At 62.1% G+C, this 13,216-nt stretch carries 14 protein-coding genes; 5 read left to right on the forward strand and 9 right to left on the reverse strand.

Features of this window, described 5'->3' with window-relative positions; translation table 11 throughout:
* The first annotated feature begins 9 nt into the window (after positions 1 to 9).
* Both P3C29_RS22360 and P3C29_RS22365 read left to right on the forward strand, forming a co-directional pair.
* Positions 10 to 1,107, forward strand: coding sequence for an amino acid ABC transporter permease (locus P3C29_RS22360; protein ID WP_003216325.1), 1,098 nt, complete (start codon positions 10 to 12; stop codon positions 1,105 to 1,107).
* Between the two features lie 10 nt (positions 1,108 to 1,117).
* Entirely contained in the window at positions 1,118 to 1,882 is a 765-nt protein-coding gene (locus P3C29_RS22365) for an amino acid ABC transporter ATP-binding protein (RefSeq protein ID WP_003171943.1), read from the forward strand.
* 53 nt (positions 1,883 to 1,935) lie between these two features.
* Here the strand turns inward: P3C29_RS22365 and P3C29_RS22370 are convergent, their stop codons facing one another.
* Positions 1,936 to 2,421, reverse strand: a complete 486-nt coding sequence (locus tag P3C29_RS22370; protein ID WP_275965460.1) for a type II TA system antitoxin MqsA family protein — start codon at positions 2,419 to 2,421, stop codon at positions 1,936 to 1,938.
* Positions 2,418 to 2,729 carry a type II toxin-antitoxin system MqsR family toxin gene (locus P3C29_RS22375; RefSeq protein ID WP_275965461.1) on the reverse strand — a complete coding sequence of 104 codons (312 nt, stop codon included), beginning with the start codon at positions 2,727 to 2,729 and terminating at the stop codon, positions 2,418 to 2,420. Before P3C29_RS22375 ends, P3C29_RS22370 begins: the two co-directional genes overlap by 4 nt.
* Positions 2,730 to 2,888: 159 nt before the next feature.
* On the opposite strand from P3C29_RS22375, the gene P3C29_RS22380 reads away from it, so the two are divergent.
* Together P3C29_RS22380 and P3C29_RS22385 are read left to right on the forward strand one after the other, a co-directional pair.
* Positions 2,889 to 3,548, forward strand: coding sequence for a FadR/GntR family transcriptional regulator (locus tag P3C29_RS22380; protein WP_275965462.1), 660 nt, complete (start codon positions 2,889 to 2,891; stop codon positions 3,546 to 3,548).
* Complete coding sequence (locus P3C29_RS22385; protein WP_201125310.1) at positions 3,538 to 4,818, forward strand: CynX/NimT family MFS transporter; 1,281 nt, start codon at positions 3,538 to 3,540, stop codon at positions 4,816 to 4,818. Before P3C29_RS22380 ends, P3C29_RS22385 begins: the two co-directional genes overlap by 11 nt.
* A 9-nt stretch (positions 4,819 to 4,827) precedes the next feature.
* Here P3C29_RS22385 and P3C29_RS22390 read toward each other — a convergent pair whose 3' ends face one another.
* The 7 genes from P3C29_RS22390 to P3C29_RS22420 all read right to left on the reverse strand — a co-directional run bounded on the left by P3C29_RS22390 (position 4,828) and on the right by P3C29_RS22420 (position 11,940).
* Positions 4,828 to 5,475 (reverse strand): DUF1120 domain-containing protein, encoded by a 648-nt coding sequence (locus tag P3C29_RS22390; protein WP_275965463.1) that lies wholly within the window; start codon positions 5,473 to 5,475, stop codon positions 4,828 to 4,830.
* A gap of 20 nt (positions 5,476 to 5,495) precedes the next feature.
* Entirely contained in the window at positions 5,496 to 6,635 is a 1,140-nt protein-coding gene (locus P3C29_RS22395) for a DUF1120 domain-containing protein (protein ID WP_201125308.1), read from the reverse strand.
* 10 nt (positions 6,636 to 6,645) lie between these two features.
* Positions 6,646 to 9,102 (reverse strand): fimbria/pilus outer membrane usher protein, encoded by a 2,457-nt coding sequence (locus P3C29_RS22400; protein WP_275965464.1) that lies wholly within the window; start codon positions 9,100 to 9,102, stop codon positions 6,646 to 6,648.
* Between the two features lie 93 nt (positions 9,103 to 9,195).
* Entirely contained in the window at positions 9,196 to 9,936 is a 741-nt protein-coding gene (locus tag P3C29_RS22405; protein ID WP_010170366.1) for a fimbria/pilus chaperone family protein, read from the reverse strand.
* 69 nt (positions 9,937 to 10,005) lie between these two features.
* Entirely contained in the window at positions 10,006 to 10,626 is a 621-nt protein-coding gene (locus P3C29_RS22410; protein WP_201125306.1) for a DUF1120 domain-containing protein, read from the reverse strand.
* 36 nt (positions 10,627 to 10,662) lie between these two features.
* Complete coding sequence (locus P3C29_RS22415) at positions 10,663 to 11,283, reverse strand: DUF1120 domain-containing protein (RefSeq protein WP_201125305.1); 621 nt, start codon at positions 11,281 to 11,283, stop codon at positions 10,663 to 10,665.
* Positions 11,284 to 11,328: 45 nt separating this feature from the next.
* Positions 11,329 to 11,940 carry a DUF1120 domain-containing protein gene (locus P3C29_RS22420; protein ID WP_201125304.1) on the reverse strand — a complete coding sequence of 204 codons (612 nt, stop codon included), beginning with the start codon at positions 11,938 to 11,940 and terminating at the stop codon, positions 11,329 to 11,331.
* A 387-nt stretch (positions 11,941 to 12,327) separates the two neighbouring features.
* Here P3C29_RS22420 and P3C29_RS22425 point away from each other — a divergent pair, with 387 nt between their 5' ends.
* A complete protein-coding gene (locus tag P3C29_RS22425) occupies positions 12,328 to 13,146 on the forward strand; it encodes a response regulator (protein ID WP_275965465.1) in 819 nt (272 codons plus the stop codon).
* Positions 13,147 to 13,216: the final 70 nt, after the last annotated feature.

Consider the following 13,216-nt stretch of genomic DNA (forward strand, 5'->3'; position numbering starts at 1 on the left):
GAAGCCTGCATGAGTACGCATACATTCAAACCTGATATGCCGCCGCCGAACAAAGTGTTCGGGCCGATGGCATGGATGCGCGCCAACCTGTTTTCCAGCTGGCTCAACACCCTGCTGACGCTGTTGGCGTTTTACCTGATCTACCTGGTCGTGCCACCGATCCTGCACTGGGCCATCCTCGACGCCAACTGGGTCGGGACTACGCGCGCCGATTGCACCAAGGAAGGCGCCTGCTGGGTGTTTATCCAACAGCGCTTCGGGCAGTTCATGTACGGCTACTACCCCGGCGACCTGCGCTGGCGCGTGGACCTGACCGTGTGGCTGGCCATTGTCGGCGTGGCGCCGTTGTTCATCTCGCGCTTTACCCGCAAGGCGGTCTACGGCCTGAGCTTTTTGGTGGTGTACCCGATCGTTGCCTACTTCCTGCTGCACGGCGGGATCTTCGGCATGACCAACGTTGCCACCAGCCAGTGGGGCGGCCTGATGCTGACCCTGGTGATCGCCACCGTCGGCATCGCCGGCGCCTTGCCATTGGGCATTGTGCTGGCGCTGGGGCGGCGGTCGAACATGCCGGCGATTCGTGTGGTCTGCGTGACCTTTATCGAGTTCTGGCGCGGTGTGCCGTTGATCACGGTGTTGTTCATGTCGTCGGTGATGTTGCCGCTGTTCCTGCCGGAAGGCATGGGCATCGACAAGTTGCTGCGGGCGTTGATCGGCGTGATCCTGTTCCAGTCGGCCTACGTGGCCGAAGTGGTGCGCGGCGGTTTGCAGGCGATTCCCAAGGGGCAGTACGAAGCGGCTGCCGCGATGGGCCTGGGTTACTGGCGCAGCATGGGCCTGGTGATTTTGCCCCAGGCGCTGAAGATGGTGATCCCGGGCATCGTCAATACGTTTATCGCGTTGTTCAAGGACACCAGCCTGGTGATCATCATCGGCCTGTTCGACCTGCTCAACAGCGTCAAGCAAGCCGCCGCCGACCCGAAATGGTTGGGCATGGCCACTGAAGGCTACGTGTTCGCCGCCCTGGTGTTCTGGATTTTCTGTTTTGGTATGTCCCGCTATTCCATTCATTTGGAACACAAGCTGGACACAGGCCACAAGCGTTAGGAGTTTTGTGATGAGTGAAGCGATCAAACAGCCTGTGAGCCCTGAAGGCATTATTCAGATGCAGGGCGTCAACAAGTGGTATGGCCAGTTCCACGTGTTGAAAGACATCAACCTGAACGTCAAGCAGGGCGAGCGTATCGTGCTGTGCGGCCCGTCGGGTTCCGGCAAGTCCACCACCATCCGCTGCCTCAACCGCCTGGAAGAGCACCAGCAGGGCCGCATCGTGGTCGATGGCGTGGAACTGACCAACGACCTCAAGCAGATCGAAGCGATTCGTCGTGAAGTCGGCATGGTGTTCCAGCACTTCAACCTGTTCCCGCACCTGACCATCCTGCAGAACTGCACGCTGGCGCCGATGTGGGTGCGCAAGATGCCCAAGCGCAAGGCCGAAGAAATTGCCATGCACTACCTTGAGCGTGTGCGTATTCCGGAACAGGCCCACAAGTTCCCGGGGCAACTGTCCGGCGGCCAGCAACAGCGCGTGGCGATTGCCCGTGCGCTGTGCATGAAGCCGAAAATCATGCTGTTCGATGAGCCGACTTCGGCACTCGACCCGGAGATGGTGAAGGAAGTGCTCGACACCATGATCGGGCTGGCGGAAGACGGCATGACCATGCTCTGCGTGACCCACGAAATGGGCTTCGCCCGCACCGTGGCCAACCGCGTGATCTTCATGGACAAGGGCGAGATCGTTGAACAGGCGGCGCCGAATGACTTCTTCGACAACCCGCAGAATGATCGGACCAAGTTGTTCTTGAGCCAGATTTTGCATTGATGCGGGAGTAACGCTTAAAAATAAACCCGGCCTTGTGCCGGGTTTTTTGCGGGTCAGGCCACCGTAAGACTTTCATGTTCTTTGTGCTCGGTGTATTTAAACGCTCCTCGCAGGTCGGCACCTTCGGCCAGGGCCTTTGCGTCAGCGAGCAAATGCGGGTAACGATCCAGGAGGCGCATCAGCAGCATCAATGCCTTTGGCGGAAGAATCTCGCCGCGCTCGTAACGCGAAAATGCGTTGTGGCCGCCACCGGACAGCAGTTGCACGGTTTCTTTTTGCGTAAGGTGTAGTTTGCGACGGATACGCTTCATCTCGGCGCCGATCATTTGCCGGGCCGCGATAACCAGTTCATCGCCAGCTTGCCCGTGGCGCTCCGAGCTTTCGGGATCCCATTCGATTTCTCCGCACGTCTGGCACTCCCAACCAGAAAGATTATCGACACGGCGCTCCATGCCCTTGATGCTCATGGTTTCGCCGCGCCCTTCGAAATGTGTCATGCCCTCACGCGCGCCGCAGCTGAAACATTGCTGGGTTTTCATGGGTTTTTCTCCTTAAAGGAGATTACGGGTGGGCCGCCGGCAGGGCGGTACGTCACCTTTATATAAATCTCCAGATCTTTTGAGTTCGTGTGGTACACGTCCTGCCACACTCGATGGTCTTCATGGGTGGTCATCGATTTGTACAACATCTTGGTTTGCAGCTCGAAAATGACTTCCTGCATCTCTTCGATAGTCAGGCCCATCTCCTGGCCGGTCCTTTCTGCGGTATTGGTAAATGCTTTCTTCCCAAGCCGCCTGACATCCGCTTTTATCGCCGCCAAATCGTAATGAGGTGTGTACTTTTCCATAAGACACCTGAGGCCGAAATTACCCTCTAAGGGTAATTTTATCAATCGGAAATCCCGCTCCATTTGTTACCCAACCAACCCTAGTGCGTTGCCTTTGTAGGCAACTCCTAATAGGCTGTGGGAAAATTCATCCTATGATTGGACGAAAGCTCAGATCCCATGACAGACATCGCCCCTCTCATCAAACGCTCCCTCGTCGACCTGGCCTTGGACCAGTTGCGCCAGCGCATCACCCAAGGCGTGTGGGCGATCGGCGAGCGCCTGCCCACCGAGCCCGAGTTGTCTGCCGAGTTGGGCATCAGCCGTAACACCGTGCGCGAAGCCATGCGGGTGTTGGCGTTCTCCGGGTTGATCGAGATCCGCCAGGGCGACGGCAGCTACCTGCGCTCCATGACCGACCCGCTGGGCGCAATGAAAGCCTTGTCCCACTGCACCCTGGCCCAGGCCCAGGAGACACGGCAGATTCTTGAGGTCGAGGCCATAGGACTGGCGGCGTCAAGGCGTACGGATGAAGACCTGATCGCCTTGCGCGCGGCGCTGAAAGCCAGCGGCGAGCATTACCACGGCGACCTGGAGCACTACATCAGCTGCGACCTGGTGTTCCACAAACGCCTGGTGGACGCCGCCCACAACCCGGCCTTGAGCGAGCTGTACCAGTACTTCTCCAGCATCGTCGGCGCGCAACTGCGCCAGACCCTGAACATCAAGCCCCGTCGGCAAGCGGTGTTCGATTTGCACGGCGCCTTGCTCGATGCCGTGGAGCAACAGGACCCGGAGCGCGCCAAGGCCCTGTCCCGGCAGTTGATCAATGAACCTTGAACCCGAGAACCTCATGCCCCGTTCAGAAAACGCCCTTGAAGAACTGCTGATCGATGCCGAAGCCGACGACGATGAGGTCCAGCACAGCCCGCCGGTGGTGAGTCGCCCGTGGTTGTTGCTGCTGGGCCTTATCCTGGTGGCGCTGAACCTGCGCCCGGCGCTGTCGAGCATGTCGCCGCTGCTGGCTGAGGTATCGAACAGCCTCGGTTTGTCGGCGGCCAAGGCCGGACTGCTGACCACCTTGCCGGTGTTGTGCCTGGGCCTGTTTGCGCCGCTGGCACCGATCCTGGCCCGGCGTTTTGGCGCCGAGCGCGTGGTGCTGGGGATCCTGTTGACCCTGGCGGGCGGCATCATCCTGCGCAGTTCATTCGGTGAGGTCGGACTGTTCGCCGGCAGCCTGCTGGCGGGTGCGAGCATTGGCATCATCGGTGTGTTGCTGCCCGGCATCGTCAAGCGCGACTTCGCCAAACAGGCGGGCACCATGACTGGCGTGTACACCATGGCCCTGTGCCTGGGCGCGGCGCTGGCGGCGGGGTCCACGGTGCCGCTGAGTCACTACTTTGGCGACAGCTGGAACATCGGCCTGGGGTTCTGGATCCTGCCGGCGTTGATCGCTGCACTGTTCTGGCTGCCGCAAATCGGCCAGAAGCACGGCGCGCACTCTGTGGCTTATCGGGTGAAGGGCCTGTTGCGTGACCCGCTGGCCTGGCAGGTGACCCTGTACATGGGCCTGCAATCGTCCCTGGCCTACATCGTGTTTGGCTGGTTGCCTTCCATCCTGATCGGGCGTGGCTTGACCGCCACCCAGGCCGGCCTGGTGCTCTCGGGGTCGGTGATCGTGCAACTGGCCAGCTCCCTGGCTGCGCCGTGGCTGGCCACTCGCGGCAAGGATCAGCGCCTGGCCATCGTGGTGGTGATGGTGCTGACGCTGGGTGGCCTGTTCGGTTGCCTGTATGCGCCGCTGGACGGTTTGTGGGGCTGGGCGATTCTGCTGGGCCTGGGCCAGGGCGGTACGTTCAGCCTGGCACTGACCTTGATCGTGCTGCGTTCGCGCGATGCCCACGTCGCCGCCAACCTGTCGAGCATGGCCCAGGGCATCGGTTATACCCTGGCGTCCATGGGGCCGTTCGCGGTGGGCCTGGTGCATGACTGGACCGGCGGCTGGGCCGCCGTGGGCTGGATTTTCGCGGTGATCGGCCTGGGTGCGATTGTCGCCGGGCTGGGCGCGGGACGTTCGCGGTACGTTCAGGTGACCAGCGAAAAGGTTTAGCGCGCAGGGCTACAGGTACACGATTTGAAGGCTGCCCGAGCCATCGATGCGTACGTCGGTGCTCAGGTCCAGGTTTTTCAGGGCCGCGAGCACCACCTCGACCTTCAGCAAGGTATTCAGGTTCTGAATCGCTGACGGCCCGGCGGTGCTGCCTTCGGTGTCGGTAAAGGCCAGGTAGCTCTGTGAACCGATGTCGATAGGCCGCAGGTTGGCCGGGCGCCAGGCGACGCCGCCCGTGGTGGATTCGGTGCCATAGATTTGCGCCACGCTGTCGACCACGGTGAGTGTCGGGTCGAAACTCACCGAGAACAGGCCCACCTTGTTGCCGCTGTTATCCAGGCCCAATCCGTAGTAGATCTCGCTGTTGACGTTCGCCGAGCCGTCGCGGTTGTCCGTCATGAGCAGGGCGAAACGGGTCGGACCGTTGCAACTGATGCCCAGGCTCAATTGGCGCAGGGGCAGGCGTGTGCCTGTCTCGATGTTCAGGTCCTGATGGGAAATTCTCCCCAGATTGACCACGCCCCCACCGGACAGCGTCGGGGTGCAGGCCAGCGGGGTGATGCGGCCCTTTACCGTCAATTCGACGGTGGAGGCGGCGTGTGCCATGGGCGGGATCAGCAAGAGTGCGGTGGAGAGTGCAATGCCGTAAAGGTTCATGGGTGGGTCCTCGATAGACGTTACAGGTAAATGATTTCGATGGTGCCCGAGCCGTTCAGGTGCACATCGTTGCGCAGGTCCATGGTTTGGCTGGGGGCCAGGATCGCTCTGATTTGCAGGCTGCCGGAGAGGTTCTGGATGGATACCGGGCCGCCGTTGTCGCCGGCACGGTCGGTGAACCCCAGGTAGCTGTTGGCGCCGAGGGGAATCGTCTGGGAGCTGGAGGTGCTCCAGGCGCGACCGGCGGTGGTGGAGTCGGTGCGGTACAGCGAGGCTAGGGTGTCGGCGCTGAAGTTCGCGGGGTCGACCTGCACGTAGAAGCGCCCGATCTTGTTGCCTGCGCCGTCCAGGTCCAGGCCGTAGGAGGTTTCATCGGTGCCGCCGGTGGCCGAGCCGTTGCGGTTGTCCTGCATGCGCACGGCGAACGGGGTGGCGGCATCGCAGGCGACGGAAAACAGCAGGTTTTTGGTCGCCAGCACGGTTTCTCTTTCAACGTTGAGCGCCTTGGCCGACAGCGTGCCGTAACTCACCACGCCACCGTTGGACAAGCTCGGGACGCAGGCGGCGGGCACGACGTGTGCACGCAGGGCCAGCTCGCGCGCACGGCCGGTGTTGACCGCATCGATCAGGCCGCTGGCTTCCCATGAGGTTGCGTCCTGGACCAGGGTGGCGCCCGCATCGGCCCAGGCGCGTACGGTCAATTGCAGCGCCAGGCTGTTGCCCGGCACCACCGCGCCGGCCCGCACCGGCGCGATGCCATAGCCAGGCCGCCAGTTGAGTACCGCGCTGGTGTCGGTGGGTGATTGGCCCGGGGCGCTCAACAGTCCCAGCTCCACGGCCTGGCCGTCGACGACGGCGTCGCTGAGCTGTATCTGAAAGTTGCCGCGTTCGGTAAACCGCAGCCGCTCGGCGCTGGCCGCCAGGCCACGGTAGAACAGGCTCAAGTCGGTGGGCTGCGGGCAGTTGAGCGTCAGGCTCAGCCGGCGTTCGCCGACCAGCTGTTGGCCCGCCGGGTCGTGGCGGGCGGTGCGGCTCAGTTGGCCGAAATCCAGCAGCGATTCACTGAGGTTCAGTTGGCACTCGTCCAGCGCCTGGGCGTTGGAAGCCATGCCGAGCAGCAGTAAGGTCGCCAGTCGTTGCAGGGTTTTATCAAGGTTCATGGCACAGTCCTCAAGGCGTCTGGCAGCGGGCGGGGGCGGTTTCGAAATACACCTGCGGGTCAGCCTTTTCCGCGAGTTTGAAGCGCAACCGGCAGCGGTTCATGCCGGGGGCGTTTACCCACAGCGAAGGTTGATCGAGCACGTTGGGCAAAAACACTTGGCTGTTGTCCTGCACCAGCGTCACGAACGCCCCCTGATCGTCGGTCACCGACGCACCGCGAGGCAGCGGTTGGCCCTGATCCGTACTGACGGTGAGCAACACGCGGCGCGTCATCGTCACGCCGAAGTCGAGTTTGTCCACCGCTCCGCGTCCGGCAGAAACCATCGCCAGGCCGTTGCTGATATCGGCGTTGCGAGGCAGTGAACGGGTCTGCACTTCCACCGCGCTGCTGCCATAGGCCGTCACTTGCGGCACCACGGCCTGGCCTTGCCAGTCGGTCCAGACCGGGCCGCTGGGGGTGTTGACCTTGATGCCGGGCATGTCGCCGACCGACAGCACGGCGAAGGTCTCGCGTACCGGGTAAGGCGACAGGGTGACGCCGCCGTCATGCACCACCACGCCGCCGCGGGCACCGCCCTGATAGCTGGATTGATCTGCGTTGGAGCGGGTGTAGTTGAAGTCGAACTGGCTGTAGCGCGGCAAGTACGAAACCCCCAGCGAGCTTTCCACTTCCTGGTCACGGCTGTCGTGCTCGGCGGCAACCCGGTAGCTGAACTGGTCATTGACCTGCTCGTTCAGGCCCACGCCGATGCGGTGCTCGCCCCCCGAGTTGCGCAGCCAGGAACGGCCGCGACGGTTCTCACCCAATGGAACGCTGACCGTGAAGTACAACGCGTTGTCCTGATAATTCTGGCCGCCCATCTGGCGTTCGCCGCTGGCGGAAATCGACACGCCCCTGACGTTGGTGCCCCAGGAGGCGAAGAGGCGGCTGCTGTCATCACCGTCAAATGTGCTGGAGCGAGACGCACCGCCGCTGAATGCGCCCAGCCAAGGATGGGTCCAGGACAGCGCCAGGCTTTGTTGGTCACGGTAACGGTGGCGGGTGTTGCGGCGGGTTTCCCGCTCGTTCTGGTAGACCGTTTCTTCCAGTTCACGATACCCGGGTGTGCGGTAGGAGTTGGCTGCCGTGAATGACCATTGCTCGCCCAGCCGCTGGGTCCAGGACAGGTCGGTTTGCAGCCCGCGTTCGGCTTCGTCCAGCCGTGCGTCGGTGGCCTGGGTGGAGAGTTGGATCTGGCCATCGGCCCACGGCAGCCAGCCGAGGTTCAACCCGGCGGAGCGATAATCACTGGCCAATAACGTGCCGGCCCCCAGGCTCAGCCGCGGGTGCAGCGCACCGCTCCAGCCGGCGCTGACGACCCAGGGATCGCTGCCATCGGCGTCGCCGACGTTGCGTACGCGCCCGGCCCCGATTGAATAGCCGGGTGCAGGCAGGCCAATCCCGAGCAGGGCCGCCGGCACGGTATAACGCCGTTCGCCACCCGAGGTTTCCTTGACCGTGACTTCCACATCCGAACGGTTATTGAGGCGCCTCACATCGGTCAGGGAAAATGGGCCGGCGGGCACTACGGTGGAGTGGATAAGTGCACCGTTCTGGCGGATTTCCACCTGGGCGGGGCTGTTGGCGATGCCGTCAATGGTTGCGCCCTGGTGCTGATCCTGCAGCGCCTGTTCAGTGAACACCTGCGTGCCGGTGATCTGCGCACCCGGCAGCACCGGGTTGTAGAGGTTGATCTGGCCGGTCTGGAGCACCGCCTGATGACGGGCAAAGGTGCGTTGCGCATAGGCTTCCAGGTGCGTGCTGCTTGAGCGGTCATCCTGCCAGGTCTGTACCTGCCGGCTGCGCACGATCCAGTCGCCGGCATTGAAGCCGACCTCGGTGTTGGCGGAGCCGAAACGGTTGCTGTCGTCATTGAACCGGTTGTAGACGCCACTCATGTCGTAGTTGAGCAGGGCGGCGACACCGCCGGTCTGGTAGCCGGAAATGTCTTGCTGGCGCGGGCGCAAGGCGTCGGTCGGCACCACCAGCGCCACGCTGAGGGTGGCGGGGTCTTGTTCAACCACGGTCTGCGGATAGGCCTTGATGAAATCATGGCAGCGCGGGTTGTCGTCGGGGACGATCAGGTTGGCCGCGTCGAGCAGCGGGCGATCAAAACACAGGGTGCCGTGCTCATCGAACTGTGCGTTGATTCGTCCTTGCCGCTGGCCGTTCACAGCGAGGCTGACGGCGTGCACGCCAGCGGTGAAGCGGGGTGTTTCCAGCAGCAATTTGGCCAGCGCCGGATCGATGCCGCGCTGGTGCAAGGTCTTTGCGTCGAACTGGCCCTGGCTGTCGGCCCAGGCCGGGGCAAGCCAGAGCAGGTTGATCAGCGGGAGCGCGGCCCTGCTTAAGAGCGTACGCGCCAGGGTGCGTTGCGAACCGTCGCGCACGGCTTCGCCGTCACGGTACTTCAATACTGTTTTCACGAAGGACACTCGGATTGTTGGGGGCGCGCAGCCTCGCTGCGTGCGGCTCCCGGCCTGTTGGGTGGTGACCGTCATGGCGCGGTCACTTCATTTTTATGGTGCGTCGGATCTCTTGAGTGGAGGGGCAATCGGCGCGTCATAGGCGGCGACCGCAAAGCCGTATACCGTCGCCGGTTGCAGGCGCACGCTGCTCGCGGCCTGCGCAGCGACACCCATCGTCAGGTGTTCGCCGGGCAAAATGTAGGTGCGGGGCAGCATCGCCCGCTGCTTGCCGGGCAGCAGTTGCAGCTCCTGGGCCAGGCGCACGACATACGGGGTGTCGTTGAGGACACTGAGTTCGTTGTTGTTCAGCGACCAGCTCAAGCCGGTCCAGGGCGTGCGATTTTGCGCCAGGCCCTTGGGGTGAATGATCACCGGCAGGTTCTGGCGCACGGTCACGCCAACCCGTGCATGCCCGGCCTCGGCGGGCGCCCGGTCCTGGGGCATGCCTTCGAAGATCGCGCGCTTGAGTCGTTGAGTGGTCAGGGGTTGCCGGTTCTGCAAAATGAAGCGCACCAGTTGGGATGCAGAGGGGTTCACCCTGGCCAGCGGCGGGGTGACCACCAGCAGGCTCTCGGTGTCTTCGGGCACGTTTTCCAGGGTGACGTGCAGCAAGGCTACCTGCGAGTCAGTGTTGGTCACCGAAACGGAGGCTTCGCCTTCTGCCTCATGGACGATCACCACGGACGTTTCCGGCACCATGCCGTCGGCCAGGGCCGCACAGCTCCATAGCAGGCTGAACAGGCCGAGGCTCAGAACGTGTCGCACATCGGGTTTTGATAATAACGGGGTCATGACGTGTCTCGTCAGGTCATTCATGACCCGGCCCCAGGCGCAAGGCCTGAGGTGCGGGTCGCGAGAACGTTAAAGGTATTTGACGGTGATCGTCGCCGAACCATCCAGCGGCACTTCGTTATCCAGTGTCAGTTGGCGGGTGGGCGCGATCTCCGCACCGACCCGCACATCCGCCGTCAGGCTGCGCACGGGAATCGGTACCAGAGAACCTATATAGGCAACACTGAGAATGTCACCCCGAACAAGATTGGGTTCGGCCCACCATGAGCCGCCGTTGTTCGGCGAAGCGATGGTATGCACCGCTATGCCGTCGGCGACGGGTGAGGAAAACCTCAGCTCGAAGGCCCCGAGTTTTTCACTGCCGTTGATCAACCCCAAACCGTAATACATCGCGTCGCCCCGGTGGTCCGAGCCTTCACGGTTATCGTTGCCCTGCAAGGCCAGCAACGTGCTGCCCTCACACGCAATTGCCAGTTGCAGGTTGACGTTGGCCAGGGAGGTAGCGCGGTCGGGCCGCAGGTCCTTGGCGGACATCTTGCCGTAGTCGACCACACCGCCGCTGGTGAGCGTTGGCGTGCAGGAACTCGGTGTAACCAGTCCCTTGACTGCCAGGTCCACGGTCGAGGCCGCGTGAGCATCAAGGGCGCCCAGTAACAGGACCGGCGCGATGATGCTGAGCATCTTGTTCATGGTGAAACGAACTCCTTTTCAGTGTCGGGCCAGGGGTTACAGGTACTTCACTTCCAGTGTCGCCGAACCGTCGAGGGGCACTTCGTTGCTCAGGTCCAGGCCATCGGTGCGGGCGATTGATGTCATCACCTCCAGGTCTACGGTCAGGTTCTGCACCGGCAGCGGTTGCGAGTCATCGCTCATGGCCGCGACCGAGGACAAAAACTGTGGGTTCCAGAACGCATCGTTAAACCAGGACATCCCGTTGTCTTCGGTAATGATGGGCTGGACGGCCACGGTGTCGGCGATCGGGTTACGCAAGTACAAGTAGTAGAAACCCAGCTTTTGAGTACCGTTGATCAGGCCCAGCCCCATCCCTTGGCTCATTGATGCTGATCCGGGCCGGTTATCGATAGCCTTCAGGCCAATCAGGATTGGCGCGTCGCAGCTCACGGTCATTTGCAGGGTTTGTGCGCCGATGAAGGTGGACCCTGTGATCTTGAGGTCTTTCGCGGAGATCTTGCCGTAATCGACCTGGCCGCCACCGGACAACTGCGGCGTGCACGAGTTGGGGGTAATCAGGCCAGTCACCGTCAAGTCCACGGTGGACGCCGCAAATGCGGCGGGAGCGCAGGCGATCAACAGGGTGCTGGCAACGGTTTTGAATAGCGTGTTCACGGTAAAAACTTCCTTTGTTTAAAGCGGGATGGGGAGGGTTGTGGATCAGAGGTACTTCAATTGCAGCGTGACGTGGCCGTCGATGGACTCCTGATCGATCAGGGTCAAGCCGTCGGCCGGTGCAATGTTGGAGTAGACGCGCAGGTCCGCATCCAGGTTTTGCAGGGCGAGGGGCGTGTCCGCACCGCCTATGGCCGCAACGGAGGTGAGGGCGGCGTGCCCTACATAGGCCGCCGGGACCCAGGTGGCCCCGCCATTGGTTGAGAAAATCGGGCGTACCGGCGCGCTGTCGGCCACCGCGTTGGAAAGCCCGAACGCCACACTCCCTACCTTCTGGTTGGTGCTGGTCATGCCCAAGCCGTGCAGGCTTTCGATGTAGGAAGTGCCCGAGCGGTTATCAATCATGCCCATGGCAAAGAAGGTCGAGCCTTCACAGCGCACGCTCAAGCTCATCGCGCGTGTCGGCAACGCGGTGTGCTGATCGGGCTTCAACTCGGCCGCCGAAATCTTGCCCAGATCAACCGCTCCTCCACCAGAAAGCGTGGGGTTGCAGGAGCTGGGGGTGATCCTGCCCCGGACGTTCAGATCGGTAGTGCTGGCAGCCCAGACCGACGATGTCAGTACCGAGGCTAGGACTGCCGGAACAAGTCGCTTCATGTGGTTAAACCTTTGTGAGGGGCCGCCGTTGGCCGGTGAGGTCTTCTCCACCTTGCGGGCTGGCGGCGAGGGTCAAGCGGACCGTTGCCCCAATCGGGGTGGGGCGCAATTTAGCGGTCGGGTCGGGGAGGGGAAATACAACAATTACGAGAATCCGCCGCGTCCCTCTACGTGCTCCGGATCAAGTCGGAATAGGCGATTGTGGGTGTAGGAAAACCTGTATTTTCGTAGTTCTTGTATCGCCACGAACACGCTCATTTGGATAGGTTGTTTTTTAAATGGGTGTCGTGTGAGTGGTTGTTGACCGCTGCCGGGAGTGCCCCTCTCTTGAAGATGGGCCCGTGGCAAACAAAGACGCTGGCCCTCTGCGTTGATACCGAGGTGGCCATGGTGCCAAGCGTTTTTGCAGGCGACGGCCCGAACCGGCAAACGCCGGCATGGCGTAGCCCTCCTGCTCACTGGCGGCTCCTGAGTGTCCTGGTCGTCGACGACCATCAGACCTACCGCGCCTTGATGGGCTGGTTTTTGCAGAAGTTCGAACTGGCCCATGTACTGGTCGAGAATGGGCAAGCCGCGTTAAGCACCATGGCCCACAGGCGTTTTGATCTGGTGATCAGCGATTGCCGGATGCCGGTGATGGACGGCTACAGCATGACCCGTGCGATACGCCATCGTGAGCGTACCGATGGCCGCGAGCGTGTCCCCGTGATCGCTCTCACCGGAAAGCTGGGGCCGGACGATGCTCGGCGCTGCCTTGAGGCCGGCATGGATGACTGGCTGCTCAAGCCGCTGTCCCAGGAGCGGTTGCGTGAAGTGCTGGAACGCTGGTTGCCGCAGCGGCCGGGGGAGGTACGCCACCCGTTCAGCGAGGCCCCACAAAAAAACTGGCCAACCCGTGCCGGGCTGATCGAGATGTTTGGAGACGGGCAGGTGGTGGACCTGATGTTGGGCAGCCTGCTGCGGGAGGCCGATTCGGATTATGCGAGCCTGGTGTGCGCCTTCCGCAAGCAGGACCGGCAAGGGACGCTCGAATGCCTGCACCGACTGGCGGGCAGCCTGGCGTTCCTGGGCGGCACGGACCTGGACACTCGCGCGGGGCACCTGATCGACCGCGTGCGTGATCACGGAGTTCTGGTCAACCGGCGTGACCTGCAACGGTTTGAAAAAGAGCTGATCGTGTATCTGCGTTATTTGGCAGATTTATGACATCGGCAAAGGGGTTTGTAGGATTTTCTTCGGTTGTGGGTAGGTTTGTTTTGTAGGTGTTTTCCTTTTG

Origin of the sequence: Pseudomonas sp. 1912-s (assembly GCF_029269205.1) — a bacterium.
Lineage (GTDB): Bacteria > Pseudomonadota > Gammaproteobacteria > Pseudomonadales > Pseudomonadaceae > Aquipseudomonas.

Bases quoted from the DNA above. Each gene is read 5' to 3' on its own strand.
- P3C29_RS22360 (WP_003216325.1), top strand. From the start codon at position 10: ATGAGTACGCATACATTCAAACCTGATATGCCGCCGCCGAACAAAGTG.
- P3C29_RS22365 (WP_003171943.1), top strand. From the start codon at position 1,118: ATGAGTGAAGCGATCAAACAGCCTGTGAGCCCTGAAGGCATTATTCAG.
- P3C29_RS22370 (WP_275965460.1), bottom strand. From the start codon at position 2,421: ATGAAAACCCAGCAATGTTTCAGCTGCGGCGCGCGTGAGGGCATGACA.
- P3C29_RS22375 (WP_275965461.1), bottom strand. From the start codon at position 2,729: ATGGAAAAGTACACACCTCATTACGATTTGGCGGCGATAAAAGCGGAT.
- P3C29_RS22380 (WP_275965462.1), top strand. From the start codon at position 2,889: ATGACAGACATCGCCCCTCTCATCAAACGCTCCCTCGTCGACCTGGCC.
- P3C29_RS22385 (WP_201125310.1), top strand. From the start codon at position 3,538: ATGAACCTTGAACCCGAGAACCTCATGCCCCGTTCAGAAAACGCCCTT.
- P3C29_RS22390 (WP_275965463.1), bottom strand. From the start codon at position 5,475: ATGAACCTTTACGGCATTGCACTCTCCACCGCACTCTTGCTGATCCCG.
- P3C29_RS22395 (WP_201125308.1), bottom strand. From the start codon at position 6,635: ATGAACCTTGATAAAACCCTGCAACGACTGGCGACCTTACTGCTGCTC.
- P3C29_RS22405 (WP_010170366.1), bottom strand. From the start codon at position 9,936: ATGACCCCGTTATTATCAAAACCCGATGTGCGACACGTTCTGAGCCTC.
- P3C29_RS22410 (WP_201125306.1), bottom strand. From the start codon at position 10,626: ATGAACAAGATGCTCAGCATCATCGCGCCGGTCCTGTTACTGGGCGCC.
- P3C29_RS22420 (WP_201125304.1), bottom strand. From the start codon at position 11,940: ATGAAGCGACTTGTTCCGGCAGTCCTAGCCTCGGTACTGACATCGTCG.
- P3C29_RS22425 (WP_275965465.1), top strand. From the start codon at position 12,328: ATGGTGCCAAGCGTTTTTGCAGGCGACGGCCCGAACCGGCAAACGCCG.